23 protein-coding genes, 1 pseudogene and 3 riboswitches are annotated in these 25464 nt (G+C 71.1%); of the genes and pseudogenes, 8 read left to right on the top strand and 16 right to left on the bottom strand.

Annotated elements, in window-relative coordinates:
• Positions 1 to 5: 5 nt before the first annotated feature.
• Both OG504_RS48865 and OG504_RS48860 read left to right on the top strand, forming a co-directional pair.
• Entirely contained in the window at positions 6 to 185 is a 180-nt protein-coding gene (locus tag OG504_RS48865) for a hypothetical protein (protein WP_405995612.1), read from the top strand.
• Between the two features lie 249 nt (positions 186 to 434).
• A complete protein-coding gene (locus OG504_RS48860; protein ID WP_405995611.1) occupies positions 435 to 884 on the top strand; it encodes a cyclic nucleotide-binding domain-containing protein in 450 nt (149 codons plus the stop codon).
• A 2-nt stretch (positions 885 to 886) separates the two neighbouring features.
• Here OG504_RS48860 and OG504_RS48855 read toward each other — a convergent pair whose 3' ends face one another.
• Together OG504_RS48855 and OG504_RS48850 are read right to left on the bottom strand one after the other, a co-directional pair.
• On the bottom strand, positions 887 to 2197 hold the full coding sequence (locus tag OG504_RS48855; protein WP_405995610.1) for an MFS transporter: 1311 nt from the start codon (positions 2195 to 2197) through the stop codon (positions 887 to 889).
• Positions 2198 to 2277: 80 nt separating this feature from the next.
• Positions 2278 to 2889, bottom strand: a complete 612-nt coding sequence (locus tag OG504_RS48850) for a LysE/ArgO family amino acid transporter (protein ID WP_405995609.1) — start codon at positions 2887 to 2889, stop codon at positions 2278 to 2280.
• 69 nt (positions 2890 to 2958) lie between these two features.
• On the opposite strand from OG504_RS48850, the gene OG504_RS48845 reads away from it, so the two are divergent.
• Positions 2959 to 3861 (top strand): LysR family transcriptional regulator ArgP, encoded by a 903-nt coding sequence (locus OG504_RS48845; RefSeq protein ID WP_405996614.1) that lies wholly within the window; start codon positions 2959 to 2961, stop codon positions 3859 to 3861.
• A gap of 201 nt (positions 3862 to 4062) precedes the next feature.
• On the opposite strand, the gene OG504_RS48840 is transcribed toward OG504_RS48845, so the two are convergent.
• Entirely contained in the window at positions 4063 to 4770 is a 708-nt protein-coding gene (locus OG504_RS48840) for a TetR/AcrR family transcriptional regulator (RefSeq protein WP_405995608.1), read from the bottom strand.
• A 139-nt stretch (positions 4771 to 4909) separates the two neighbouring features.
• Between OG504_RS48840 and OG504_RS48835 the strand changes: the two genes are divergently transcribed.
• Positions 4910 to 6130 (top strand): saccharopine dehydrogenase family protein, encoded by a 1221-nt coding sequence (locus OG504_RS48835; protein ID WP_405995607.1) that lies wholly within the window; start codon positions 4910 to 4912, stop codon positions 6128 to 6130.
• Positions 6131 to 6453: 323 nt separating this feature from the next.
• Here OG504_RS48835 and OG504_RS48830 read toward each other — a convergent pair whose 3' ends face one another.
• The 5 genes from OG504_RS48830 to OG504_RS48810 all read right to left on the bottom strand — a co-directional run bounded on the left by OG504_RS48830 (position 6454) and on the right by OG504_RS48810 (position 11807).
• On the bottom strand, positions 6454 to 8280 hold the full coding sequence (locus OG504_RS48830; protein ID WP_405995606.1) for a sensor histidine kinase: 1827 nt from the start codon (positions 8278 to 8280) through the stop codon (positions 6454 to 6456).
• A complete protein-coding gene (locus OG504_RS48825; RefSeq protein WP_405836239.1) occupies positions 8277 to 8975 on the bottom strand; it encodes a response regulator in 699 nt (232 codons plus the stop codon). Before OG504_RS48825 ends, OG504_RS48830 begins: the two co-directional genes overlap by 4 nt.
• An 18-nt stretch (positions 8976 to 8993) precedes the next feature.
• Complete coding sequence (locus OG504_RS48820; RefSeq protein WP_405995605.1) at positions 8994 to 9740, bottom strand: L,D-transpeptidase family protein; 747 nt, start codon at positions 9738 to 9740, stop codon at positions 8994 to 8996.
• A 41-nt stretch (positions 9741 to 9781) separates the two neighbouring features.
• Positions 9782 to 11206: a M1 family metallopeptidase gene (locus OG504_RS48815; RefSeq protein WP_405995604.1), complete on the bottom strand. Its 1425-nt coding sequence runs from the start codon at positions 11204 to 11206 to the stop codon at positions 9782 to 9784.
• 121 nt (positions 11207 to 11327) lie between these two features.
• Positions 11328 to 11807, bottom strand: coding sequence for an RrF2 family transcriptional regulator (locus OG504_RS48810; RefSeq protein ID WP_405995603.1), 480 nt, complete (start codon positions 11805 to 11807; stop codon positions 11328 to 11330).
• Between the two features lie 170 nt (positions 11808 to 11977).
• Here OG504_RS48810 and OG504_RS48805 point away from each other — a divergent pair, with 170 nt between their 5' ends.
• On the top strand, positions 11978 to 12454 hold the full coding sequence (locus OG504_RS48805; RefSeq protein WP_405995602.1) for a nuclear transport factor 2 family protein: 477 nt from the start codon (positions 11978 to 11980) through the stop codon (positions 12452 to 12454).
• A 90-nt stretch (positions 12455 to 12544) separates the two neighbouring features.
• On the top strand, positions 12545 to 13228 hold the full coding sequence (locus OG504_RS48800) for an NADPH-dependent F420 reductase (protein WP_405995601.1): 684 nt from the start codon (positions 12545 to 12547) through the stop codon (positions 13226 to 13228).
• A gap of 42 nt (positions 13229 to 13270) precedes the next feature.
• On the opposite strand, the gene OG504_RS48795 is transcribed toward OG504_RS48800, so the two are convergent.
• From OG504_RS48795 to OG504_RS48765, 7 genes and pseudogenes are all read right to left on the bottom strand, one after another.
• Positions 13271 to 14335, bottom strand: a complete 1065-nt coding sequence (locus tag OG504_RS48795; RefSeq protein ID WP_405995600.1) for an enoyl-CoA hydratase/isomerase family protein — start codon at positions 14333 to 14335, stop codon at positions 13271 to 13273.
• Positions 14332 to 14451 (bottom strand): annotated as a pseudogene (locus OG504_RS48790) (acyl-CoA dehydrogenase family protein); the annotation flags it as partial. The gene OG504_RS48795 and the pseudogene OG504_RS48790, both read right to left, overlap by 4 nt.
• Positions 14448 to 15272, bottom strand: a complete 825-nt coding sequence (locus OG504_RS48785) for an ECF transporter S component (RefSeq protein WP_405995599.1) — start codon at positions 15270 to 15272, stop codon at positions 14448 to 14450. The pseudogene OG504_RS48790 and the gene OG504_RS48785, both read right to left, overlap by 4 nt.
• On the bottom strand, positions 15269 to 16903 hold the full coding sequence (locus OG504_RS48780) for an ABC transporter ATP-binding protein (protein ID WP_405995598.1): 1635 nt from the start codon (positions 16901 to 16903) through the stop codon (positions 15269 to 15271). Before OG504_RS48780 ends, OG504_RS48785 begins: the two co-directional genes overlap by 4 nt.
• Positions 16900 to 18066 carry an energy-coupling factor transporter transmembrane component T gene (locus OG504_RS48775; protein ID WP_405995597.1) on the bottom strand — a complete coding sequence of 389 codons (1167 nt, stop codon included), beginning with the start codon at positions 18064 to 18066 and terminating at the stop codon, positions 16900 to 16902. Before OG504_RS48775 ends, OG504_RS48780 begins: the two co-directional genes overlap by 4 nt.
• The gene (locus OG504_RS48770; protein ID WP_405995596.1) at positions 18063 to 18965 is read right to left on the bottom strand and encodes a hypothetical protein; all 903 of its coding nucleotides are present in this window, start codon (positions 18963 to 18965) and stop codon (positions 18063 to 18065) included. Before OG504_RS48770 ends, OG504_RS48775 begins: the two co-directional genes overlap by 4 nt.
• Positions 18962 to 21721 (bottom strand): prenyltransferase/squalene oxidase repeat-containing protein, encoded by a 2760-nt coding sequence (locus OG504_RS48765; protein WP_405995595.1) that lies wholly within the window; start codon positions 21719 to 21721, stop codon positions 18962 to 18964. The genes OG504_RS48770 and OG504_RS48765 overlap by 4 nt, the downstream gene beginning before the upstream one ends.
• Positions 21722 to 21862: 141 nt before the next feature.
• Positions 21863 to 21935: riboswitch (cobalamin riboswitch) on the bottom strand.
• A gap of 138 nt (positions 21936 to 22073) precedes the next feature.
• Positions 22074 to 22149: riboswitch (cobalamin riboswitch) on the top strand.
• A gap of 121 nt (positions 22150 to 22270) precedes the next feature.
• Between OG504_RS48765 and OG504_RS48760 the strand changes: the two genes are divergently transcribed.
• Entirely contained in the window at positions 22271 to 23683 is a 1413-nt protein-coding gene (locus OG504_RS48760; RefSeq protein ID WP_405995594.1) for a hypothetical protein, read from the top strand.
• Between the two features lie 29 nt (positions 23684 to 23712).
• Complete coding sequence (locus OG504_RS48755) at positions 23713 to 24624, top strand: cobalamin-binding protein (RefSeq protein WP_405995593.1); 912 nt, start codon at positions 23713 to 23715, stop codon at positions 24622 to 24624.
• A 10-nt stretch (positions 24625 to 24634) separates the two neighbouring features.
• Here the strand turns inward: OG504_RS48755 and OG504_RS48750 are convergent, their stop codons facing one another.
• Positions 24635 to 25123 (bottom strand): DUF4430 domain-containing protein, encoded by a 489-nt coding sequence (locus tag OG504_RS48750; protein WP_405995592.1) that lies wholly within the window; start codon positions 25121 to 25123, stop codon positions 24635 to 24637.
• A 139-nt stretch (positions 25124 to 25262) separates the two neighbouring features.
• A riboswitch (cobalamin riboswitch) is annotated at positions 25263 to 25335 on the bottom strand.
• Positions 25336 to 25464 lie beyond the last annotated feature (129 nt).

Here is a 25464-nt window from a genome sequence, read left to right as displayed (position 1 = left end):
CGGTCATGACTGATGTCGTGGACTCGGACGAATTGCTTCGACGCATCCAGCGGGCCCGGGCCTTCGCCGCCCAGGAGGTGCAGACGTGGTCACAACAGGGCGACGCCGTAAGGGAAGTGGCCTACGAGGCCGTTCTGCGGGTGCTGGACGAGATCGTGGCCCCCGGGCAGCATGCCGCGAAGTGAAACCGGTCACGCGACCGGTTGAAGTGGGTACGAAATGCCCGCTGATGGTTTACGGTTCATTCATACGTGGATACGGGGTCGACCGTACCGTCCCCCGCGCCACCGCTTACGGCCCTGGCTGGTCTCCCCCGTCCAGCCAGGGCTTTTTCATGCCCCGATTCCGTCCCCCGAGGTGCCCGGGACGTCGGCAGAGGCTGAAATGGGCGTAGGGAGAATTCCGGATCCGCTGCCGGCGAGGAGCCCTGTGCCATGACCAAAGCGATAAAACTGCTGACCGCCCTGCCCCAGGCCCAGCGCGAACGGCTGATGGAGGTCGCGCAGGAGGTCTCGTTCGCCGAGGACTCCAGGATCTTCGAGGCGGGCGGCACGGCCGACCGTTTCTGGGTCGTCCGCTCCGGCGCCGTCTCGCTCGACCAGCAGGTCACCCCGCAGCAGCGGGTCACCGTGGCCACGCTCGGCGCGGGCGACCTGCTCGGCTGGTCGTGGCTGTTCCCGCCGTACGAGTGGGACTTCGGCGCGGAGGCGTTCAGTGCCGTGCGGGCCTACGAGTTCGACGCGGCCGCCGTCCTCGCCCTGAGCGTGGAGGATCCCCTGCTCGGGCTGTCCCTGGTCCGGATCGTCGCGGAGATCCTCGCGCACCGGCTGGCGATGACCCGCAGCAAGCTGATGGAGCACTACGCGATCCACCGCCCGGTCTGAGGTCAGATGCGGTAGCGGCGCAGCGCCGGGACCGCGGCGGCCAGGGCCAGCATGACGACGACGACCAGGATGCCGCCGCCCGCGACCGCCGTACGCGTGCCGAGGGCCGAACCGGCCGTGCCGTGCAGGACGTCGGCGAGACGCGGGCCGCCGGCCACCACGACGGTGAAGACGCCCTGCATACGGCCGCGCATCTCGTCGGTGGCGGCGGACAGCAGGATCGCCCCGCGGAACACCATGGAGACCATGTCGGCGACCCCGGCGGCCGCCAGGAAGGCCACGCCGATCCACAGGTTGCTGCTCAGCCCGAAGCCGGTGATGGCCGCGCCCCAGGCGACGACCGCGCCGATCACCATCCAGCCGTGCCGACGCGCCCGCGAGAACGTGCCGGAGAACAGTCCGCCGACCACCGCCCCGATGGGGATCGCCGCGAACAGCATGCCGAGCGCGAGGCCTTCGTTGTAGGACGCGTAGGTCTGGGCGGCGAGTTGCGGGAACAGGGCGCGGGGCATGCCGAAGACCATCGCGATGATGTCGGCGAGGAAGGACAGCAGCAGCACCTTGTGCAGCGAGATGTAGCGGAAGCCGGCGACGATCTCCCGCCGGCCCGCGCGCCGCGGTGTCGCGGACTCCAGGGGCGGCAGCGAGGGCAGCCGGACGACCGCCCAGAGCGTGACGCAGAGGGCCAGCGCGTCGATGAGATACAGCTCGGGCAGGCCGATGACCGGAATGAGCGCGCCCGCGAGGAGCGGTCCGAGGACCTGCCCGGTCTGCATGACGGTCGAGCCGAGGGCGTTGGCCGCGGGCAGCTGCGCGGCGGGGACCAGGCGGGCGATGGAGGCGTTGCGGGCGGGCGCGTTGAGGCCCCAGAAGGCCTGCTGCAGGGCGAGCAGCACCATCAGCGCGGTCACCGAGTTGAGCCCGGTGGCCGCCTGGACCCAGAACAGCACCGAGGTCACGGCTATGCCGCTGTTGGTGATCAGCAGCAGTTTGCGGCGGTCCATGCTGTCGGCGAGCGAGCCGCCCCACAGCGCGAACACGATGAGCGGCACCAGGCCGGCCATGCTGGCGGCGCCGACCCAGGCGGAGGAGCCGGTGATGTCGTAGATCTGCTTGGGTACGGCGACGGCGGTGAGCTGGCTGCCGACGGCCGTGACGATGGTCGAGGACCACAGGCGGCGGTAGGCGGGGATGCGCAGTGGGCGGGTGTCCATCGCCCAGCGGCGCCAGCCGCGCCGGGGGCCTGTCGCCGGTTCCCGGTCCTTCTGCGACTCGGGTTCCGTGCCGCTGTCGGTGCTCTCGCTCGTGTCCACTGGCTTCCTGGTTGCTCGCTACATCTAATCGACCGGGGTTCACTATCGCAGCACCGGCTGTGGCTGCCGAATCCGCCATCTCACGCTCCGGCCACCAGCGTTGCGCCGAGACCGATCATCGTGGCGGCGACCAGGCCGTCCAGCACCCGCCAGGCGGAGGGCTTGGCGAGGAAGCGGCTGAGCAGGCGGGCGCCGAAGCCGAGCGCGGTGAACCAGCACAGACTGGCGCAGACGGCGCCGAGTCCGAAGGTCCAGCGCAGCGGGCCGCGGGCGGCGGCGATGGAGCCGAGCAGGAACACGGTGTCCAGGTAGACGTGCGGGTTGAGCCAGGTCATCGCCAGGCAGGTGAGGACGGCCCGGCGGCGCGAGCCGGTCGACTCGCCCTCGGCCTGGAGGGCGGCGGGGCGGAAGACCCGGCGGGCGGCGAGGACGCCGTAGCAGAGCAGGAAGGCGCCGCCGATGAGCCCGACCGCCGTCAGCGCGCCCGGCCAGGCGACGACGACCGCGCCGACACCGCCGACGCCCAGCGCGATGAGGAGCGCGTCGGAGAGGGCGCAGATGACGACCACGGCGAGGACGGCGTCGCGGCGGATGCCCTGGCGGAGGACGAAGGCGTTCTGGGCGCCGATGGCGACGATGAGCGAGAGGCCGGTGCCGAAGCCCGCGGCGGCGGCGGAGAGTGCGTTGGTCACGACCTTGACGCTAAGGACACCGGCACCAGGAGTACAGCTAAAGATTCTTACGTAACATTAGCGCTCGTGATGGTTTCGGAGCTTCCCCTCGATCAGGTACGGACGCTGCTCGCGGTGGTGGACGAGGGCACGTTCGACGCGGCGGCCTCGGCGTTGCATGTGACGCCGTCGGCGGTCAGCCAGCGTGTGAAGGCGCTGGAGCAGCGCACGGGCCGGGTCCTGCTGCTCCGCACCAAGCCGGTGCGGACGACCGAGTCCGGCGAGGTCGTCGTGCGGTTCGCCCGCCAACTGGCTCGCCTGGAACGGGACGCGCGCGCCGAGCTGGGCATGAGCGGGGCAGGGGAGGCGACCCGGGTGTCGATCGCCGTGAACGCCGACTCGCTCGCCACCTGGTTCCTGAGCGCTCTCACCCGTGTCCCGCGCGAACTCCGGGTCTGCTTCGAACTCCGTCGCGAGGACGAGGACCATACGGCGGCTCTGCTCCGCGAGGGCCTGGTCATGGCGGCGGTGACTTCGTCGCCGGACGCCGTGCCGGGGTGCACGGTGCGGGCGTTGGGGCGGATGCGCTATCTGCCGGTCGCGAGCCCGGAGTTCAGGGACACGTATCTGGGCGGCGGTCCGCTGCGGGACGCGCTGGCCGAAGCGCCGGTGGTGACCTTCGACCGGCTCGACGACTTCCAGGACGCCTTCGTACGGCGGCTGCGGCGGGGGCAGGACGGTGCGAGTGCGGTACGGCATCTCGTGCCGACCTCGGAGGGGTTCGTCGAGGCGGTGGCCGCGGGGCTGGGGTGGGGCATGGTGCCGGAGATGCAGGCAGCTCCGCTGTTGAGTGCCGGGCGGCTGGTGAACTTCGCGCCGTCGCGGTCGGTCGACGTTCCCCTGTACTGGCAGCAGTGGAAGCTGGACTCGCCGGCGTTGGCCGCCGTGGCGGGGGCGGTTGTGGAGACGGCGGCGGGGGCGTTGCGGGGGTGAGCGCTTCGCCGTGCGGGTCCTTTGTGGGGCTGGGATGTGCCGTCGTTTTGCTGCGGCGCCGTCGTGGCTGGTCGCGCAGTTCCCCGCGCCCCTTTGGGGCGCTGCCGCACGTGGCCCGCTGCTGCGCCGTCGCGGCTGGTCGCGCCCACGCGGCGGAGGCGCATATCGACACAGCCCCGCACCCCTTTGGGGCGCTGGACTTCAGGGGCGCGCGGACTTCAGCTGGGCCTCCGCGCTGTCCAGCAGCATCTCCAGGGCCGTCGGATACGCGCTGTCGACCATGCGGGCCGCCAGGAGTGAGGCCGCCTCGGCGATGCGGGGGTGGGTGGTGCGGGGTAGACGGGCGTAGGTCGAGCGCCACATGGCCTCGTCGGCGTGGAGGGCCGCGCTCGGCAGGGCCAAAGACGCGGCGTCGAGGGTGGCGAAGGCCAGGGTCTGGTCGATGAAGGCGTGGTAGATCCGTACGGTGTCGGGGAGTGGGAAGCCGGCCGTGCGCAGGACGTCCAACACCGCCTCGTCTGCGGCCAGTTCGTTGGCCCGGCCGGTGACCCGGCTCGCCGTGAGCTGAGCCGCCTGCGGGTGGGCGACGTACGCGGCGTGGATGCGCAGGCCGATCGCGCGCAGGTCGGCCCGCCACTCCCCCGTCGGCTCCCAGCCCCGCAGCGCCTGGCCGACGAGGGCGTCGCCGATGGCCAGGGTCAATTCGTCCATGCCGCGGAAGTAGCGGTAGAGCGTGCTGGGGTCGGCGTCCAGGGCCAGGCCCAGGCGGCGGGCGGTCAGGCCCGCGCTGCCGTGTTCGCGGAGCATGCGCAGGGCCGTGTCGACGATCAACTGCTCGGAGAGGACCGTGCCGCTCTTGGTGGGACGGCGCCGTCGCCGCTTCTCCTCCGACACCACCGGCTTCGGCATCACAGCCTCCTTGCGCGTCGATGTGCGTCCCTGCCCGTCCTTATGCCAACGCCATTGACCTTATCCACGAGACCGGCGTTGTATCTCCGCCAGGGCCCGGTCGGCTTTCGTGACTCTCTGCGGTGAAGGAGTTCTTGTCATGCGTGTACTGCTCGTGGGAGCCGGTGGTGTGGGTACCGCGGTCACCCGGATCGCGGCCCGGCGTCCGTTCTTCGACGCGATGGTGGTCGCCGACTACGACCTGTCCCGAGCGGAGGCCGCGGTCGCCGCGCTCGGGGCCGACGGTGCCCGGTTCCGCGCCGAGCGGCTGGACGCGAGCGACGAGGAGGCGGTCGTCGCGGCGCTGCGTGCGCACGAGTGCGATGTGCTGCTGAACGCGACCGACCCGCGCTTCGTCCTTCCCCTGTTCCGTGCGGCGCGTGCCGCGGGGGCCGGCTACCTCGACATGGCCATGTCTTTGTCCCGGCCCCATCCGGAGCGGCCGTACGAGGAGTGCGGGGTCAAGCTCGGGGACGCGCAGTTCGCGGAGGCGGAGGAGTGGGAGAAGGCGGGTGCGCTGGCGCTCGTCGGGATGGGTGTGGAGCCCGGGCTCTCGGACGTGTTCGCGCGGTACGCGGCCGATGAACTCTTCGACGAGATCGAGGAGATCGGTATCCGCGACGGGGCGAACCTCACCGTCGACGGCTACGACTTCGCGCCCTCCTTCAGCATCTGGACGACGATCGAGGAGTGCCTGAATCCTCCGGTGGTCTACGAGGCCGACCGGGGCTGGTTCACCACCGAACCGTTCAGCGAGCCCGAGGTGTTCGACTTCCCCGAGGGCATCGGCCCGGTCGAGTGCGTGAACGTGGAGCACGAGGAGGTGCTGCTCGTGCCGCGCCGGCTCGACGCGCGCCGGGTCACCTTCAAGTACGGGCTGGGCAATGAGTTCATCGAGACCCTGAAGACCCTGCACCTGCTGGGACTTGACCGCACCGAGCCGGTCACCGTCCCGAGTGCGGCTGGGCCGACTGCCGTGTCGCCGCGTGATGTCGTGGCCGCCTGTCTGCCCGACCCCGCGACGCTGGGCGACCGTATGCACGGCAAGACCTGCGCGGGAACGTGGGTGCGCGGCACGAAGGACGGGGCGCCGCGCGAGGTGTACCTCTACCACGTGGTCGACAACCAGTGGTCGATGGCGGAGTACGGCTCCCAGGCCGTGGTCTGGCAGACCGCCATCAACCCGGTGATCGCCCTGGAGTTGCTCGCCACGGGCGCGTGGACCGGCTCGGGTGTGCTGGGCCCGGAGGCGTTCCCCGCCGGCCCGTTCCTGGATCTGCTGACGGAGTACGGGTCGCCGTGGGGGCTGCGGGAGCAGTGATCCCGCTGGATCACCGGGCGGGTGGCGGGGGTTCAAGGGGCGTCAATCACGGTCGGGCGACCGGGAGTTGGACGTCGCCGGTCCCTGCCCACTGGACGGGAGTTGGACGGGCGCCGATCTCCGTCCGGTGGACTCGGGTCGGCCGGACGCCAATCCTCCCCAGCGGCCTGGAGTTGGGCGGTCGCGAATCCCCCTCCAGCGGCAGGGACAACCGCCAATTCCCGGTCCGGCGGACGTGGGTTGAGCGATCGTCAATCTCCGCCCAGGAGGCGCGAGTCGAGCCGTCGCCAACCCCCGCCCGGCGAACGCGAGCCGAACCCTCGCTAATCTCCTTCCGGTGCCGAGGAGTTGGGCAGGCGCAGCGTGAACACGGACCCGGCGCCGGGCTCGCTCGTCGCCTCGACCGTGCCGTCGTGGGCGGCGACCAGGTCGCGGACGATGGACAGGCCCAGGCCGCTGCCTCCGGTGCGGCGGCTGCGGGACTGGTCGGCGCGCCAGAAGCGTTCGAAGACGTGCGGGAGGTTCTCGGGCGCGATGCCGGTGCCGGTGTCGGCGACGGTCAGGACGACGACGTCGCCGTCGCGCCACGCGGTCACGGTGACGGTGCCGTCGGCCGGGGTGTGGCGCAGCGCGTTGGACACGAGGTTGCCGAGGACCTGGCGCATGCGGACCGGATCCGCCTCCAGCCAGAGGGAGTTGTCCGTCTTGCCGGTGAGGGCGACCCCGGCCGTGTCGGCGGAGACGCGGTACGCGGCGACGACCTGGTCGACGAGGTCCTCGACGCGCACGGGTTCGCGGTGCAGGCGCAGGGTTCCGGCGTCGGCGGCGGCGAGGTCCTGGAGGTCGTCGATGACGCGCTGGAGGACCATCGCCTCGTCGTGCAGGGAGCCGAGCAGGGCCGGGTCGGGTTCGACGAAGCCGTCGCGGGTGACCTCCAGCCAGCCGCGGATGTTGGTGAGGGGGCTGCGGAGTTCATGGGCGATGTCGCTGACCATGGCCTTGCGCTGGGCCTCCATGCGTTCGCGGCGTTCGGTGAGGTCGTTGAAGGCCTCGGCGAGGATGCCGGTCTCGTCCCGGGTCTTGACCGGTACCCGGACGTGCAACTCCGGTGGCTGCTGGGCCGCTTCGGTCAGTGCGCGCAGGGGGCGAACGAGTCGCGTGGCGACCACGGCCGTGACGAGGACGGTGAGGGCGAGGACCGCGGCGGCCGCGCCGACGACCTTGGCCTTGTTCGCCGGGGAGACGGCGAAGCGGGGTGCGGTGGTGTTCCCGCCGCCCAGGAAGAGTTCGGCCACCGGTGCCACGTACGGGTCGAGTTGGGCGCGGCGGGCGCTGTCGGTGCAGGCCTGCGCCTTGCGTATGTCGCCCGCGTCGCCCATTTTGTTGTACGCGCCGATGGTGTAGCGGGAGCCGAGGCTCTTGTCGAAGACGTCGACGCCGAAGTACGGGATCTTGAAGCTCACGCCTTCCTTCGACAGGCAGGGCTGGGCGCTCAGGATCAGGCTCTTCAGCGCCTTGCCCTCGGTGGCGGTCGGGGTGTTGAGCCTCCCGTCGGCGCACGGCTCGGGCACGGAGTCATTGGCGTCGTTTCCGTCCGCGTCGGTGAGGACGGGACGGCCGCTCGGCGTCACCGTGATGGTCGTGTCGATCCCGCTCTGTTTGAAGCAGGCCTGGCGGTCCTTGGCCAGCTTCGCCAGCCGGACCCGCTCCTTCGCGGTCAGCCGGTACGGTCCGACGACCCGGGGGTCGAGGCCGCTGAGCTGTGCGCCGGGTTCCGTGTACGTGTCGGTGTGCAGGGGGTCGACGCTCGCGGCGGCACGGGGCGGCAGGGAGGTGCCGTGCGGTGCGGAGTCGGCGATGAGGACGCGGTCGGTGGTCGTGAGGGCGATGCGGCGGCCCATCTTCTTCGACAGGGCGCGGACGGTGGGCGCGACGCCCTTCCACTCGGGGTGGGTCGCCGCGTAACCGCTGAGCTGCGCGAGGATGCGCATGTCGTCCGCGAGGTCCTGGCCCTGTTCCTCCCGGATGGCCCGGGTGGTGGTCGTCACCGCGAGCCAGGCCGTCGCCCCGACCGAGCACACGGCGATCAGCACGGTGGCGACGAGCAGCCGGACCAACAGCCGCTTGCGCAGCGGTATCCGGGGCCTCACGCGCGACCGCCGCGCAGCTTGTAGCCGACGCCGAACACGGTCAGCAGCCGGACCGGGCGGCGCGGGTCGGCCTCGATCTTCTTGCGCAGGTTCATGATGTGGACGTCGACGGCCCGTTCCGTGGACGCCCGGTCGAGGCCGCGGGTGTACTGGAGCAACTGCCGCCGGGAGAAGACCCGTTCGGGCTCGGCGGTCATCGCGTGGAGGATCTCGAACTCGGCCGGTGTGCAGTCCACGGGCACCCCGTCGCAGCGCACCTCGTGCCGTACGGCGTCGACGGACAACCCCGCCGCCCGCACGACGGTGTCCTCCTCCCGGTCCTCGGTGGTCCGGCCGCTGCGCCGCAGGACCGTGCGGATGCGGGCCATCAGCTCGCGCGGGCTGTACGGCTTGGTCATGTAGTCGTCGGCGCCGAGTTCGAGGCCGAGCAGTACGTCGTCCTCGGTGGAGCGGGCGGTGAGCATCAGGACGGGGATGTCGTCCTCGCCGCGCAGCACCCGGCACACCCCGAAGCCGTCGATCACCGGCAGCATGAGGTCGAGCACCACGAGGTCGGGTCTCAGTTTCCGGGCCGCCTCGATGGCGGCGGCCCCGTCATGGACCACGGTCGCGGAGTGGCCTTCCGTCAGCAGGGAGCGTCGTATCAGCTCGGCCTGCATCTCGTCGTCCTCGGCGACCAGCACATGTGCGCACACCTGGCGGATCCTAAGCGGTCAGTGGCCGAGGGCGGCGGCGTCACCCATGACGATGACCGGGTGCCGGGCCGGGTCCAGGGTGCGCAGGAGTTCCTTCATGTGGTCCTCGGCGATGCTGACGCAGCCGTGGGTGGGGCCGCCGTGGTCGACGTGGATCCAGATGCCGCCGCCGCGCGAGGCGCCGAGGGGGCGAGTCCAGTCGAGGGGCGAAGTGCCGGGCTGCCGGTTGTAGTTGATGGCGATCACGTAGTCGAAGGACCCTGCGAGCGGCTCGCCCTCGAAGCCGGTGCCGGGCGAGACGAAGCCCGACCCGTGGTCGTACGACAGCTTGGTGCCGGGGTCCTTGAGCAGCCCGCCCGCGTCGGTGAGCGAATAGACACCGATCGGTGAGCGCAGGTCACCGCCCATGTGGTGGTCGGACCAGCCCTTGAGCGCGTTGTGCGCGGCCCAGCTGGCCGTCTGCTCCCAGCCGTCGTCGGCTCGCTCGTACAGGGCAAGGGTGGAGAGGGGTGAGTTCGCGCCTCGCCCGGTGACCAGGACGACCTGTTCGGTGGTCGCCGGTATTCGGGCCAGCATCTTGGGCCCCACGCCCGGGAGTTGGCGGGGAGCCGCCTCTGCGGATATCTCCGACGAGGGCGACGGCGCGGACGAGGAGGCGGGAGTGGGGGCGGACGCATGGTCCGTCGCCGCCAGCGCACCGCCGCCGCATCCCGTGAGGAGAACGGATGCGGCGACGAGTGCGACCGAGGGAATGCGAGTGATCATGAGTCGACGATGACCGACACATGTGAGGAACTCGTCAGTTCCTACGGCTGGGTCGGCTTGCCTTTCGTGTAGAGCCAGGTGTGGAAGAGGACATCGAGTCGTGTGCCCGATTTCTGCTCCGCCAGGCTGACGAACTGTGCGGTGGTTCCGTGGCCGTAGCGGTGTGCGCCCGCCCAGGCCCGCAGGATCGCGAAGAAGGTCTTGTCGCCGACGGCCAGGCGCAGTTCGTGCAGGGCCATCGCTCCGCGGTCGTAGACCGGCGTGCCGAAGATGTTCGCGCCGCTGCCCGGGTCGCCGGGCGGGAACGCCCACAGGTCGTCGGTCGCCTTGCGGGCGTACAGCGCGTCGAAGGTCTGCTGGGCGGTCTTGCCGCCGTGCTGCTCGCTGTAGAGCCACTCCGCGTAGGTCGCGAAGCCCTCGTTGAGCCAGATGTCCTTCCAGGCGGTCAGCGACACGGAGTCCCCGAACCACTGGTGGGCGTTCTCGTGCACCAGGGTGCTGAGGTCCGGCGCCGAGTCGTAGATCGGCCGCCCCTGCGTCTCCAGCGCGTACCCGACATCCGGCGCGTGGTCGACGATCGACCCGGCCGAGCGGAACGGATACGGCCCGAACAGCTTGCTCTCCCACTCCAGGACGGAGGGCAGCTTCTTCAACACGGGGTCGGCGGCGGCGACTTCACGCGGGTCGACGGCGTTGTACACCTTCACACCGTCGCGGGTGGTGTACTGCTCGACCTTGAACTTCCCGACCGTCGCGGTGGCGAGGTAGGCCGCCATCGGCTCCGGCGCGTGCCAGCGGAACGTGGTCTTCCCGTGGGCGGTCCGCTGCCCGAGGAGCACGCCGTTGGCGACCGCGGTGCGCCCCTGCGGGACCGTGATCGTGAAGTCGTACGACGACTTGTCCTTGGGGTGGCTGTTCGCCGGGAACCACGTCATCGCGCCCTGCGGCTCACCTGCCACGAAGGCGCCGTCGTCGGTGGCGATCCAGCCGTCGGCCGAACCGTCCGGGTCGGTGACCTGCTTCGGGATGCCGTTGTACGTGACGGTGACCTGGAACCGCTGCCCCTTTCGCACGGTCCGACGCGGGGTGACGACGAGTTCCTGTCCGTCGCGGCGGAAGTCCGCCTTGGACCGGTCCACGGTGAGACCGGTGACCTTGAGGCCCTTGAAGTCGAGGTCGAAGCGGGTGAGCTTCTCGGTGGCGCGGGCGGTGAGGACCGCCTTGCCGTCGAGATGGCGGCTCGTCGGGTCGTACCGGAGCGTCAGGCCGTAATGGGCGACGTGGTAGCCGCCGTTGCCGGAGAGCGGAAAGTACGGGTCTCCCGCGCCGGCCGAACCGATCGTCGTGGCGCCCGCGGGTGCGGCGGCCGCGAGCAGAGCGGTGAGGGCGACGGGGACGGTGGCCACGACTGCGCTGCGGCGGAGGACAGCGGTGCGTCTTGTGGACTGCTGCCGGAGTTGCGTCACATGCGCTCCTACGGGTGAGGGGGGGTTGATCATCCGCCTCAGAGACTAGGCCGCCGACTCCGTCCGGATCCCTCTAGTTAGAGCAAACTTGTTCGGCACTTGTCCGGTACCTGTTGAGCGGCTAGTGACTGGGCGCGAGGAGCGGCGGTTCCGGAGCGGGGGTGGCGGCGGCCCGGTCGATGGCGCGCAGCTCGTCGAGGCTGTCGGCGAGGGTGCGGCCCGCCAGGGCGTGCAGGACTGCCGCCTCGGTCTCGTCGGTGAGCCTGAGGAAGTACTCGGCGGAGTGGTTGGTGACCAGGCACTCCCGGGGTCCCTCCGGCCGGGGGGCCCACAGCGGCTTGTCGCCGATGGCCGAGCGGTAGATCTCCTCCAGCGTGATCCGGTCCGCGGGCCGGCCCAGGCGGACGCCGCCGCTGCGGCCCTTGATGGACGCGACGAGACCGTCCTGCACCAGCGGGACCATCAGCTTGCGCACCAGGCTCGGGTTCGTGTCCAGACTCCTGGCGAGCTGGGTCGAGCTGAGGACGGGACTGCCCGATTCCTCGGCATGGCCCAGCAGGAGCATGGCCTTCAGCGCGCTGGAGAACCGCACGTCCAGCATGGTCGTACCCCTTTTCTTCCGCTTCGTTCGCCGCTCGGTCCGGGTGAGTCCCGAGGCCCCCATATTAGCAACTCTTACAGTTGCACTTCCGTCGAAGGATATGTACTTTTCACACATGCAGATTGCGGCCGCCTTCCCAGGGCGCCCGCCCGAGAGAACCGGAGAACGCCATGAGCACCGAGACCGAGATCAGGCAGATCGTCTCCCGCTACACCCGGGCCGCGGACCAGCGCGACGGCGAGGCGCTGGCGCGGCTCTACGAGGCCGACGCGGTCGTCGAGGTCCACTACCACCGCGGACCCGACGGCACGGAGCTGCTGGGCAAGCTCTCCGGAGGAGCGCAGATCGCGGAGGCCATGTCCACGGCCATGGCACCGCACCCGCCCCTGGGCTGGAGCCACCACACCACCTACGACCACCTCGTCTCCGTCGACGGCGACGAGGCGAGCATCGACACCCAGTTCATCACCTTCGACGTCGTCGGAGCAGCGAAGCCCGAGGGCGGCTGGCCCGCCGGCACGTTCGGCGCGCAGGGCACCATCAAGCCGATCGAGTCCGGGTACTACCGCTTCACCTTCCGGCGGACCGACGGGGTGTGGCGGATCCGCCACCAGGACGTCATCCACGACATCCCGTACGTCTACTGATCACCCGGCCGTCTTCTGATCACTCGGCGGCCCGTCATCGATGTCAGCGGTCATCGCTGACCGGCACTCAATCGGGAGGTTGTCCCCGGTATGGCGACACTTGGACTCATCGGCAGTGGAAACATCGGGGGCACCCTCGCCCGGTTGGCCGTCGACGCCGGCCTGGACGTCGTGCTGAGCAACTCGCGGGGGCCGGGGACCCTTTCCGACCTCGTGGACGAACTGGGGCCGCGGGCCCGTGCGGCAACTCCAGCGCAGGCGGCGGCCGTTGGGGACTGGGTCGTCGTGACGATCCCGGTCGGCGCCGTGGGGGCGGTCCCCCGGGAGCCGCTCGTCGGCAAGACGGTCATCGACACCGGCAACTACTTCGCCCCGCGTGACGGTACCGTCCCGGAACTCGAAGCGAAGGAGCTCACCGACAGCGAGTTGCTCCAACGGCACCTGCCCGAGGCGCACGTCGTGAAGGCGTTCAACAACATCAACCACCAACACCTCAGGGCGTTGCCGCGCCCGGTGGACGCGGCCGACCGCACGTCCCTGCCGATCGCCGGCGACGACCCTGGCGCGAAGAAGCACGCCACCGAGTTGCTCTCGCTCCTCGGGTACGACGCCGTGGACATCGGACCGCTCGCCGAAGGCTGGCGCTCACAGGTGGGCACTCCGGTCTTCTGCGCGCCGTACTCGGTGACCAAGGACGACCGGTACAGGAACCAGCCGGCCGCGCCCGCGTCCGCCACCGAGATCCACGCGGCGCTGGCGGCGGCACGACGCTGAGTCGCCGCCCAGGTCAGGGCAGCGCGGTCAGCACCACGACAGCTACTGAGTGATGTCCGGTACGGCGAGGCCGAGTTCGCGTTCGCCGAGAGGTGCGAAGAAGCGCTCGACGTCCGCGTCGGTGACCTCGGCGAGCGTGGGCGGTGACCAGTGCGGGGTGCGGTCCTTGTCGATGACCTGGGCGCGGATGCCCTCCACCAGATCGGGAGTGGCCAGGGCCGCGCAGGAGACGCGGTACTCCTGGTTCAACACGTTCTCCAGCGAGCCGAGTCGGCGGGCCCGGCGGAGTGCGACGAGGGTGACCTTCAGCGCGGTGGGCGACTTGGCGAGCAGGGTTTCGGCGGCCTGTTTCGCCGCGCTGTCGCCGTGGTCGAGGAGGCGGTCGATGATCTCCTCGACGGTGTCGGCCGCGTAGCAGGCGTCGATCCACGCCCGTGCCTCCGCCAGTTCACCGGGGGGCGCTTCGCGCGCGTACCGGCCCAGGACCTCGCGTACCGGCATGTGGCCTAGCCCGTCGAGGAGTTGGGGCAAGGATTCGGACGGGATGTAGTGGTCGGCGAGGCCGCAGTGCAGAGCGTCGGACGCGCCCACCGGGGCTCCGGTCAGCGCCAGGTGGGTACCGAGTTCGCCGGGGGCGAGGGCGAGGAGGTAGGTGCCGCCCACGTCCGGTACGAAGCCGATGCCGGTCTCGGGCATGGCGACACGCGAGCGGTCGGTGACGATGCGGAAGCTGCCGTGTGCGGAGACGCCGACGCCGCCGCCCATGACGATGCCGTCCATGACGGCGGCATACGGCTTCCGGTAGCGGGCGATACGGGCGTTGAGCCGGTACTCGTCGCGCCAGAAGGCCACCGACGCCGAACCGTCCCCGTCCCGCGCGTCGTTGTGGATGGCGCGGATGTCGCCGCCCGCGCACAGGCCCCGCTCACCGGCGCCCGTGAGGACGACGGTTTCCACGGACGGGTCGTGTTCCCAGGCCGTCAGGGCCGCGTCGATACGGCGAACCATCTGGTGGGTGAGGGCGTTGAGGGCCTTGGGGCGGTTGAGGGTGAGATACGCGGCGCGCCCCTCGACACGTACGAGTACGGAGTCGTCGGCGTCGTTCATCCGAACGCCTCCGTCAGCCCGCGGGCCATGATGACGCGCATGGTCTCGTCGGTTCCTTCCGGGATCTGGTGGACCCGCCGGTCGCGGGTGATCTTCTCGATACCGTATGCGCTCAAGGCCCGTCCGCATCGACCGCCGGAGCGGGTGCGGGTGCCGCGAAGCGCACGGGGGCCCGGAAACGGGCCTTGCGGGCGGCCCGCCGGAATGTGGTCAGGACCGCGGGTCCGGCCAGGAGAACGCACACGAAGTTGGTGACCGCGCGGCCGGTGTCCCAGCCCAGGGACGTGGCGAGGTCGAACGCGAGGTAGCGGTGCCACTGCTCGGTGAACGGCAGGCCGGGCAGGTAGGCGATGGAGCTGTTCGGATCGAGGGAGAACGGCCAGAAGGAGAGGTTGAGCAGAAAGCCGAACAGATAGCCGGACACCGATCCGTAGACGGCCAGCATCAGCACCTCGTACCGGCCCCTCACCCGGGGCAGGAACCCGGCGAGCATGCCGACGAAGGCGCAGCCGAACATCTGGTACGGCATCCAGGGCCCGACCCCGCCCGTGATGAGCGCGGAGGCGAAGAGCGAGGTGCAGCCGAGGACGAAGCCGAAGCCGGGGCCGTAGACGCGTCCGGCGAGGACGAGCACGAAGAAGACGGTCTCGATGCCCGCGGTGCCGGCGCCCAGCGGACGCAGCGCCGCGTTCACGGCGGACAGGACGCCGAGCATCGCGAGGGCCTTGGAGTCGATGCCGCCCTCGGCGATCTCGGAGAGGACGACACACAGCACAAGCGCCAGAAGCACGCCGAAGATCAGCGGGGGCGCGTAGTTGGAGCCGAACGTGCCCGGTGCGACGACGAACGGCCAGAAGAACGCGACCAGTCCGAGGAACGCGGCGAGCCCCATCACGATGCCGACGCGCGGGGTGAGCCGGATGGCCGGGGCGGTCATGAGCGGGCTTCCTCGTCCAGCAGCGGCCGCAGCTGATCGACCGTCAGGAAGGGCAGCGGAGCGAGGATCTTGGCCGTCTGCGGGGCGAACACCGGTGAGGCGACGATGACTTCGGTGGTGGGTCCGTCGGCGACGATGTCCCCCTCTGCCATGACGACGACCCGGTCGGCGGCGCGGGCGACGAACTCGACGTCGTGCGTGGCGATGACAACGGCCCGCCCCTCGCCGGCGAGCGCGTCGACGATCCGGACGAGTTCCGTCTTGGCCCGGTAGTCGAGCCCGCGGGTCGGTTCGTCGAGGAGCAACACCCTGGGCGCGACCGAGAGTTGGATGGCCAGGACGAGCGCCAGTCTCTGCCCCTCGGACAGGTCACGCGGGTGCGTGTCGTCGGGGACACCGGGCGCGAGCCGGTCGAGGATCGCACGGGCCGACTCCCCCGCCGCCGCCGACTCCGACTCGGCGTCGGCCTGGCCGAGTTCCTGTTTGACGCTTTCGAGGTAGAGCAGGTCGGCGGGCGTCTGCGGAACCAGGCCTACGGCTCCGCGCGCGTCGGTGGCGGAGAGTTCGTGCGGATCACCCGGGGCGTCGATGACCTTGACGGTGCCGGACCGGCGCGGACCCGAGCCCTGGAGGGCCCACAGCAGGGAGGACTTACCGGAGCCGTTGCGGCCCATGAGTGCGGTGACCTCGCCGCTGTGCAGATCGAGGTCGACCTCGCGGACGGCCGGGACACCGTGGTAGGTCACTGTCACCCCGCGCGCGGTCAACAGCCGTGGCCCGACTGCGACTTGGGCGGGGCGAACGGGTCCGGGTGTGCGTCCGGTCAGGCGGGTGCGCAGGGGCACGGCAGCGCGGCGGGCGTCGCGGATGGACAGCGGCAGCGGGGACCAGCCCGCGACCCGGCCCAGTTCCACGATCGGCGGCGCGATGCTGGACGTACGCAGGATGTCGGCGGGTGTGCCGATCACCGCGCGGCCGTCGCCCGGCAGGTGGATGACGCGGTCGGCGTACTGCACGACCCGTTCGAGGCGGTGCTCGGCCATCAGGACGGTGACGCCGAGGTCGTGGACGAGGCGGGTGACGGCGGCCAGCACCTCTTCAGCGGCCGTGGGGTCGAGGGCGGAGGTGGGTTCGTCGAGGACGAGGACCCGGGGGTGGGCGGTGAGGACGGAGCCGATGGCGACGCGTTGTTGCTGGCCGCCGGAGAGTTCGTGCAGGGTGCGGTGGCGCAGGTCGGCGAGGCCGAGGAGGTCCAGGGTCTCCTCGACGCGCTTGCGCATGGTGGCGGGCGGGATCGCCAACTGCTCCATCGCGTACGCGAGTTCCTCCTCGACGGTGTCGGTGACGAAGCCGTCCAGGGGGTCCTGGCCCACCACGCCCACGACGTCGGCGAGTTCACGTGGCGGATGGTGTGCGGTGTCGCGGCCGTCCACGGTGACGCGACCGTGGAGGGTGCCGCCGGTGAAGTGCGGGACGAGTCCGTTGACGGCGCCGAGGAGCGTGGACTTGCCGACGCCCGTGTGGCCGACGACCAGGCAGAGTTCGCCTTCCTCGACGGTCAGGTCGACCTCGCGCAGGGCTGGTTCGGCCGTGTCCTCGTACCGGACGGTGACCTGGTCGAAGGTGATCACGAGGCATGGCCTCTCTGCGCGGGGCTGGGCGGGGGTGCGAGGAATCCGGCCGTTCCGGCGAGCAGGATCGCGGCAGTCGGGACCAGGGGCAGGGTGGGCCAACTCAGCGGATGGACGGTGGGGTTGAGCTCCGCCGCGTTGTAGCCGAGATTGCTGAACAGCAGCACGGCGGACAGCACACCGCTCCCGGCGACGGCCCACTCGGGCAGCCGCCACGGGTCGGGCCGGTAGGTGGTCCGGCTGACCCGGCGCCCGCCGAGCCGCAGTCCCGCCACGCACAGCAGGGCGCCGGACGCCATGGCGGGCAGGCCCAGGAATCGCGGGGCGGTCGCGTCGAGCAGGCCGTAGGCGCCGGCGCAGAGGCCGCACATACCGAGCAGCATCAACGCCCCGGTGAGACGGCGGGAGTTGCGGGTGGCGGTGCCCGCACGGCCGTAGCCGCGGGAGTCCATGGCGGCGGCCAGGCGCAGCGAGCGTTCTAGGGCGTCCTCCAGGACGGGGACCACGATCCCGCGCAGCGCCTTCAGGCCCTTGGCGCGTCCGGCTCTCAACTTGCGGGCGCTGGCGACGCGTTGGACGCTCTGCACGAGCTGGGGCGCCACGCTGATGGCGACGGTGACGGCGACGCCGAGTTCGTGGAGGGCGCCGGGGAGGACACGCAGGGCGCGCTTCGGGTTGGCGAGGGTGTTCGCGGCGCCGATACAGCACAGCATGCAGGCCAGCCGTAGTCCGTCGGTGGCGGCGGAGAGTACCGCCTCCAGGGAGACCGGGCCGCCGATCTGGATGCCCGCGTACCAGTCGGGGGTGGGGATGTGCGGCAGGGAGAAAAGGAAGTGGTCGCGGGGTGTGATGCCGGTGGCGAACACCGCCCGGAAGACGACCCGGATCGCGACGACCGTGAGGGCCAGGTACAGGTAGTACTTGAATCCCCGCGCCCAAGGCGCCTCGGTACGGCGGGCCGTGACGACGTAGCCGAGAACCGCCAGGACGAGGAGCAGCAGAAGCGGGTTGGCGGTACGGCTGACAGCGGTGGCGAGGGCGAGCGCCCAGATCCACCAGGCCACGGGGTGCAGCGTGCGTGACAGGCGACGGCCGCCCCGGTCCGGCACGGCGCCGGACACGAGTGGGGCCGCCTCAACTCCCGTACGGGACACGGCAGTCATTCGGTACGACGGCGTCGGCGCGCGACGAACACCGCCGTACCGCCGACCAGGACGATCAGCGAGACGCCGGTGACCGTGGGAAGGATCGAGCCGGAGTCGTGGCGTACGTCGGCGGCGGGTGCGGCGTCGACAACCTTGGCGCTCGGGGTGGCCGCGGCTTCGAGTGTGGGGGACGAACTCGGGCTCGGGGACGGGCTGTTGATCCGTGAAGGGGTGGGCTTGGGTTTCGGCTTCACCGCTGCGGACTTCTTCGGCTTGGGCTGGTCGGGAGCAGGGCCCGTGTCGACGCCCGGGGTGAGCGTGGGTGCCTTGGCGGTGGAGGCGGCCTTGCCCGCGGCGCCGTGCGGTCGGGTGTTGCGGGCGCGGAGTTGGTCGGGGGTGACCGTGGGCCGGCCTTCGGTACCCTCGACATTCGTGCCGCCGAAGATCCACAGGTCGACGCTGCCGGGCTTCGGTTTGTGGAGCATGGCGCCGAGTTGGCTGTACTGCCAGGTCGTCGCGCCCGGGTCGGCGTGCCAGTACGACCAGTACGCGGACGCGGGCGGGGTCAGGACGCAGTCGTCCTGGGCGGCCGTCGGATACTGCTTGCCGTTCTTGAAGCCGCTGTAGCCGATCCGGCAGATGAACGCGGGCCCGTCGTGGCCGGTACCGGTGGTGCCCCAACCCCCTTGGTTGAGCAGCTCGTAGCCGGTCGTCGGTGTCGTACCGCACGAGCGCAGGATCGGCCCGCCCCAGTGACTGAAGTCGACGGCGAGGACCACTCCGGAGGTGGTGGTGCAACGGCCCATGGACTGCGGGTCGGCCACGGCCGGGACGGTGCTCGCGCCGAAGGCGGCGGCCGTCAGTCCGAGCGCGGCCACGGCACGAACCACCGTGCGCACAAGGCGTGTTGGGATCATCGCGAACCCCTCGCGCCAGTCCGACGACGAGCGCCTACGACCGTGCGCCGGCCGACGAGGACCAGCAGCGCGGCGATCCCGGCGAGGGCGCCCACCTGCACACCGGTGGAGGCGAGAACTCCCCCGCCGGTACCTGTCGTTGATCCTCCCGTGTCTCCACCGGGGGTCACGATGTCGGGCGTACTCGCGCTCACGCTCGGAGTGGGCTGCGGCGAGGTGCCGCTCAAGTCGCGAGTCAGCGTGCCGAAGGAGACGCCGGTCGTACCGCCTACTGCCTGGGTGGAGGCCCGTAGATCGGAGCCCCGCTGGCCCTCCTTGGCCACGTTGAAGCCGCCGTCGGAGTTCTGCTGTCCGGCGAGGAACTTCCGTGCGCGCTCGATCTGTTGGGCGTATTTCCCGGCGTCGAGCGACAGTCCCTGTACGGCGAGTGCGGCCGAGTTGACGGAGTCCCCCGCGGCGCCCGGGAAGCCGCCGTCGGACAGCTGCTTGGAAGCGAGCCAGCCGAGCGCCTTGTCTACGGCCTGCTCCGCCTTGTCGCCGCCGGCCAGGTCAAGTGCCATGACGGCAATGGCGGTCGAGTCGACGTCGGAGTCCTTCGTGGACGGGATCAGGCTCGGCCAGGCGCCGTTGTCCTGCTGGAGGCTCTCCAGATAGGCGATCGGCCGTTCGGCGGCCGTCCTGTCGTCGGCCCTCAACTGGGCCATGACTGCGAGGGATTGGGCGAAGACGGACGGCGCGTAGGCATAGGCGCCCTTGGCCGCGCACGAGCGGTCGGGTGCGGTGCTCGGCTTGGCGCAGACCGCCTTGTCGAGTGCGGCGATGAGGTCCTTGCCGCCGAAGTCGCGCGGGTCACGGCCGACCACCTCGGCGAGCAGGGCGGTCTTGCCGATGGAGCCGCCCGCCGCGTACGCGGTGCCGGTGCCTGTCCAGTCGTTCACGGTACGGCCCTCACCGTCCTTGCCGCCGTGGTCCAGGAAGTCGACGATGCCGCGCAGTTTGGCGTTGTTGAGGCCGGTGGCGGCGAGCGCGTAGGCGCCGTCGATCGTCAGGCCGAAGTCGGCGCGGGACGAACCGGGTCCGGCCGGGTAGTACTGGCCCTGCTTGAGGTTGGCGGAGCTGGTGAGGTAGGCGACGCCCTTCTTGAGGTCGGGGCCGTCGCCCGGGTCCGTCGTGGGTGGCTTCGTCGTGGGTGGCTTCGTCGTGGGTGGCTCGCTGGTCGGCGGGTCGGTGGGGGCGGCCGGTTTCGTGGTCAGGGTGACCAGGCTGGTGCCCGCTCCGGCGAGGACGGCCGGGGGTGTCGGATACAGCGCCGGATCGGCGGCACCCTCCTCGAACCCGAAGCCCCCGCCGCCGAGTTGCTGCCTCGACAGCCAGCCGACCGCCGAGTCGGCGCGACCGGTGTCGCCCAACTCCCGCAAGGCCTCGGCGGCGTAGGCAGTCGCGGCTACGCTGCCTGTCGTCGAACCGGTGTAGCCGGGGAAGGCACCGTCCGTGCGCTGCGCCTTGCCGAGGTACGCGCGGGCCTTCGCGACCGCGTCGTCGTGGCCGCCGGCCCTCCGCAGCACCAGGGCCACGAGTCCGGTGGTGGCCGGGTCGCCGTCGCAGAACTCGCCGGTGCTGATGAGGATGCTGGTGATGCCGCCGTCCGCGCACTGGACCTGCGTGAGCCGCGCGATCGTGTCCGCCGGAGGTGTGGTGCCGGCCCTCAACAGGGCCAGCACGGACAGGGCTTGGCCGTCGGTGTAGGTCGCGTTGCGGAAGTCGCCCTTGGCGGTGCAGCCGGGGGTGGGTTCACCGGACTCCGGGCCTGCCGCGCAGACGTTGGCCGCGAGGTCGGCGATCAGGTCGTGGCCGCCGAACTTCGCCGGGTCGTTCTCGGTGATCTCGGCGAGAAGTGCCAGGCGTGCGGCGGCAGTTGCGTCGGGAGCCTCGGTCTTGCCCGCCGGGTAGGCGTAGTCGTCGGTGTGCGCGGCCAGGTATGCGCTGATCTTGTCGAGGGTCGCGCTCCTGCCGGTCGCGGCGGCCAGCGCGTAGGCGGTCTCGGTCGTCAGCAGGTAGTCGGGGATGTCGGCGTCGTCGTCAACTACCCGCTCCCCGTCAGTTAGTTGGGCCGTGAGCCAGCTCGCTGCGGCGGTGACGTCGACGTCACCCGGGGCGCCAGTGGGTGATCCGCTCGGGTCGGGGGTGCCGGTGCCGCCGGCGCGAACGTCGTCCGGGGTGAAGGTGGGCTGACCCGTGCTGCCGCCGACGTCGGTGCCGCCGTAGACCCAGGCGTCGACGTCGCCGTCCTTGAGCTTGCGGTCCATCGCGCCGTACTGGCTGTAGGACCAGGTGTCCTGGCCGGGCGAGGCGGTCCAGTAGGACCAGTAGGCCGTCGCGGGCGGCGTCAGGGCGCAGGCTTCCTTGTCCGGGGTGGGGTACTGGGTGCCCGAAGTGCCGTAGCCGATGCGGCAGATGAAGCCGGGGCCGTCGTGCTGGGTGCCGGTGGTCGTGAAGCCGCCGTCGTGGAGCAGGTCGTAGCCGGTGGTCGGCGTGGTGTCGCAGCCGCGCTCGACCTTTCCGGCGAACGGCCCGAAGTCGACGGCGACGATCGCGCCCCTGGTGGCGGTGCAGTCGCCGATCGGGTCGGCGGCCGCGGGTGTCGTCGTGAGGAATGTCATGCAGGCGGCCGGCAGGAGGAGCAGTGCCGACGCGAGTGCCACGAGTGGCCCGGGTCGGGTGCCGATCCGGCCGTCTCTGCGCTCTGCGGTTCCCACCGCGTCCCCCTCGTCCGCCTGACCGGCGCGGGGTGGGAACGTGGCTGAGAGCCCCCGGCGCACGGAGAGATCCCCACGCACGGAAGGCGGTCGCACCACGCCGTAGTCCGCGACGGCGTCTGTTGCTGATGAACACGCTCCAGGCATTCCGGCTCGCCCGGCGGTGCCGGGCCTACGGTTGCGGGTCAGCGCCGGGATTCGACCGGCTTCCCCTGGAACTCTTTGCGTATCAGCCGGATTTGAACATGGTTCACAGAAAGCGTCAAGCCGGGTCACAGGTCCCCTCGTGGGGTGTCCGGAGGACCGCTGGCGACGGCGGGTCCGGTCGAGTACCGTCCCGCTCTGCCGAGTGGGGGAACCCGGTGGGAGTCCGGGGCTGACGCGCAGCGGTGTGGGACGGCAGGGGGTCGTCCCGAGCCCGAATGCCCAGGCGGCGAAGCATTTTTGGTAGCCGGTCCACGCGTTTCGGACACCGGTCACGCCCGCTGCTCCGCAGGCCGTCATGGCCCGGCACGGGCCGGTCGGCGTCCCTCATCCCAGGAGCAGGCCATGTCCCGTACCGTTGCCCTCCGACGCTGCGTTCTCACCACGGCGGCAGCCCTAGGCGCGTTCGCGCTCACCACCTTGCCGGCGGCGGCGACCGCCACTCCGGCGCAGCTCGCGACCGCGAAGACGAACGGTGTCGCGTATCTCAAGTCCCTTCAGGCGGCGGACGGTTCGTACGCCGGGTCGGGGCTGTCCAACGAGTGGGCGTTCAGCGCGCTCGCCGCGGCGGGCACCGCCGCCGTGGACGTGACGCCGGGCGGCGACGCGAGCAAGAACGCCAGATCGGTCTACCGGACTCTTCTGTCGACGGCGAGTTGGCCCTCGGCCTCCCCCGTGGTCACCGACTACGAGCGGGCGACGCTGAACGCGTACGCCGCCGGGATCGATCCGGCCCGGGTGTCCGCCGGGCGCAATCTCGTCGCGGACGTCTACGGCTACTGGCAGACGGCGGAGGCCGGTTACTTCGGTCCGTCCGCGAACTTCAACGGCACCGTCTTCGCCGCGCTGGCCCTGAGCGGCGCGAAAACGCAGTCCGGAGTGCAGCGCGTCCCGCAGGCGCTGCGGGACGCGATCGTCACGCGTCTCCGTGCCAACCAGCACAACGACGGCGGATGGAACTACAGCAAGGCCGAGGGCAACGCGACCCAGCTCGCGGCGACGAGCGACATCGACATGACCGGCGCGGCGATGGCCGCCCTGTGCGTGTCCGGCGTACCCAGCACGGACACCGACATCCTGCAGGCGAAGGCGTTCCTGAAGAGCAAACTGGTGGCGGCCAGCGGCGCGTTCAACGCCCTGTTCGGCGTCAACACCGACTCCAACGGCTGGGCCGTCTCGGGCCTCGACGCCTGTGGCATCAACCCGCAGACCGGTGACTTCCTCACCACCCAGGGCAAGACTCCGGTGGACTTCCTGATCGCCCAGCAGTTCAACCCGGGCGGCGGCTTCAAGTACCTTCCCAGCGACACGAGTCCGTCGGCCTACGCGTCGATCGACGGGCTGCGCGCGGTAGTCGGCGGTGGCTTCACCGCCGCCCCGCCGGTCCCGATCACGAGCGGTGCCCCGCAGTGGGTGGGCCAGACCGCGTTCACCTCGGGTACGGCGGCGAAGCTGGCGCTGACCGTGGACGACGGCGCGGGCGCCCTCGGAGTCTGCTCGGTGGCGCTCACCCCGACCGGCAGCGCGACGACGCTGGGCGCCGTCCTCGACGCGGCGACGAGCGCCGCCACCCCCTCGGGCTGTGTCACCGGCGTGACCCCCTCGTCCGGCACGGGCACGATCACCACGCTCAACGGCAAGGCCAACAGCGGTTCCGGGACGTGGAAGGTGAGCGTCGACGGCGCCGCCTTCACCGGCGCGGCCCGCGCGCAGGTGATCAACGTGGGCGACACGATCGCCGTGCGCTGGGGCGCCTGACGCCGGAGCCGGGGTCGTAGGGTCTCGATATGCGCATCGTCTCCCTGCTGCCCGCCGCGACCGACATCGTCGCCGAACTGGGGCTGTCCGCGCGGCTGGTCGGACGGACGCACGAGTGCGACTGGCCGCCGCGCGAGGTGGCCTCCGTGCCGGTGGTGACCGGTGCGGACCTGGATCAGGACCGGCTCACCAGCCGGGAGATCTCCGACGCGGTGGGCGGTTCGGCGCACTCCGGTTCCTCGCTCTACACGCTGGACACCGAGGCATTGGCGTGCCTGCGCCCCGACGTGGTGCTCACGCAGGACCTGTGCGATGTCTGCGCGGTGTCGTACGAGAGCGTGAGCCGGACGGTGCGACTGCTGGACGCGGACACCCGCGTATTGAGTCTGGAGCCACGCACGCTGGGCGACGTGCTGGACTGCCTGGTCACGGTCGGCGAGCTGCTCGGCGTGCGGGAGCACGCGGAGCGGCGCCGGGCCGGGTTGCGGGCACGGCTCGACCACGTCCGCGCCTCGGTCGCCGGACGCGAACGGCCGCGCGTGGTGGCCGTCGAGTGGCTCGACCCGTTGTGGCCCGCCGGGCACTGGGTGCCCGAGCAGATCACGGCGGCCGGTGGTGTTCCGCTGCTCGCCTCGCCCGGCGACCACACCGAGCCCATGACCTGGGAGGCCGTGCGGGCCGCACGACCGGACGTGATGCTGGTCCTGCCGTGCGGCTTCCCACCCGAACGGACCCTGCGCGAGGCCGAGTTGCTGACCGGGCTGCCGGGCTGGGCGGAGCTGCCCGCCGTACGCGACGGCCGGGTCTGGGTGGTGGACGGACCGTCCTACTTCAACCGTCCGGGGCCACGCGTGGTGCGCGGTGCGGAGGTGCTGGCCCATGTCCTGCACGGGGTGCGGGCCGGGCAGCCGGTAACGGCCTCCGAGGCCCGCACGCTGTGAGCCCCTCTGCTCAGAACGCGGTCCAGGTGAAGGCCACCTTGTCGCCGGGGTTCAGCTTGAACTGGCAACCGCCGACCGGTGTCGGGGTGCCGTTGACGGAGATGTTCCAGTAGGCGGTCCCGCCGCCGGAGACGTTCTTGATGGTGTCGACCGAGTAGTCGTCGAACGAGGCGTACCAGGTGCCGTCCCAGGTGAAGTGCCGCTTGCGGGCCGCGTCGTCGAGGGCGGCGGTCGGGGTCGGGACGGCGCCGGGGTTGGCGCCGCCGTTCGTGCCGTCGCAGGTGTGGGTGCCGCCGGTCGCGGTCGTCACCTCGTGCCCCTTGGTTCTGATCTTCTCCTGGTAGAGGACCCCGTCCGGTCCCCGCACGGTCAGGGTCACTCTGATCGGGGCGTTCGTGCCGGTCGCCGGCTGGGTCGCGGCGACGGCCGGTGCGGAGGTGAGGGCGAGGCCGAGGGCGGTGGTGGCGAGCAGGGCACGGTGTGCGGTCGTCCGGCGCAAGGGGTTGCCTTCCTGGCGTGGGCGGGCCCGCGGGACGGCACCGAGCGGCCCGCGCGACGAACACGTCGGCGAACCAGGGCTCTCGGCTTCGCGCTGCGGACCATGACAGTGGGAAGCGGTACGGAACACGACGCACGCCGGGTGCCCCGACTCGCGGCCCTGCCGGGCCGCACACGGTTGCAGGTCAGCGCCGGATTCCCACCGGCTTCCCCCGGTCGCACGCGTATGCGGTGCGGTTGTCGCCTTGCTGGAGCTGGAACCAGTACTGATGCAGGTGCTCAAACCCCGGCATCCTAGGGCCAGTTGGCATGCCGATGCCAGGGGCGTTCCCGTCCGCTCGT

Origin of the sequence: Streptomyces sp. NBC_00986 (assembly GCF_045162565.1) — a bacterium.
Lineage (GTDB): Bacteria > Actinomycetota > Actinomycetes > Streptomycetales > Streptomycetaceae > Streptomyces.
This window is presented reverse-complemented; position numbering and strand designations above follow the sequence as displayed.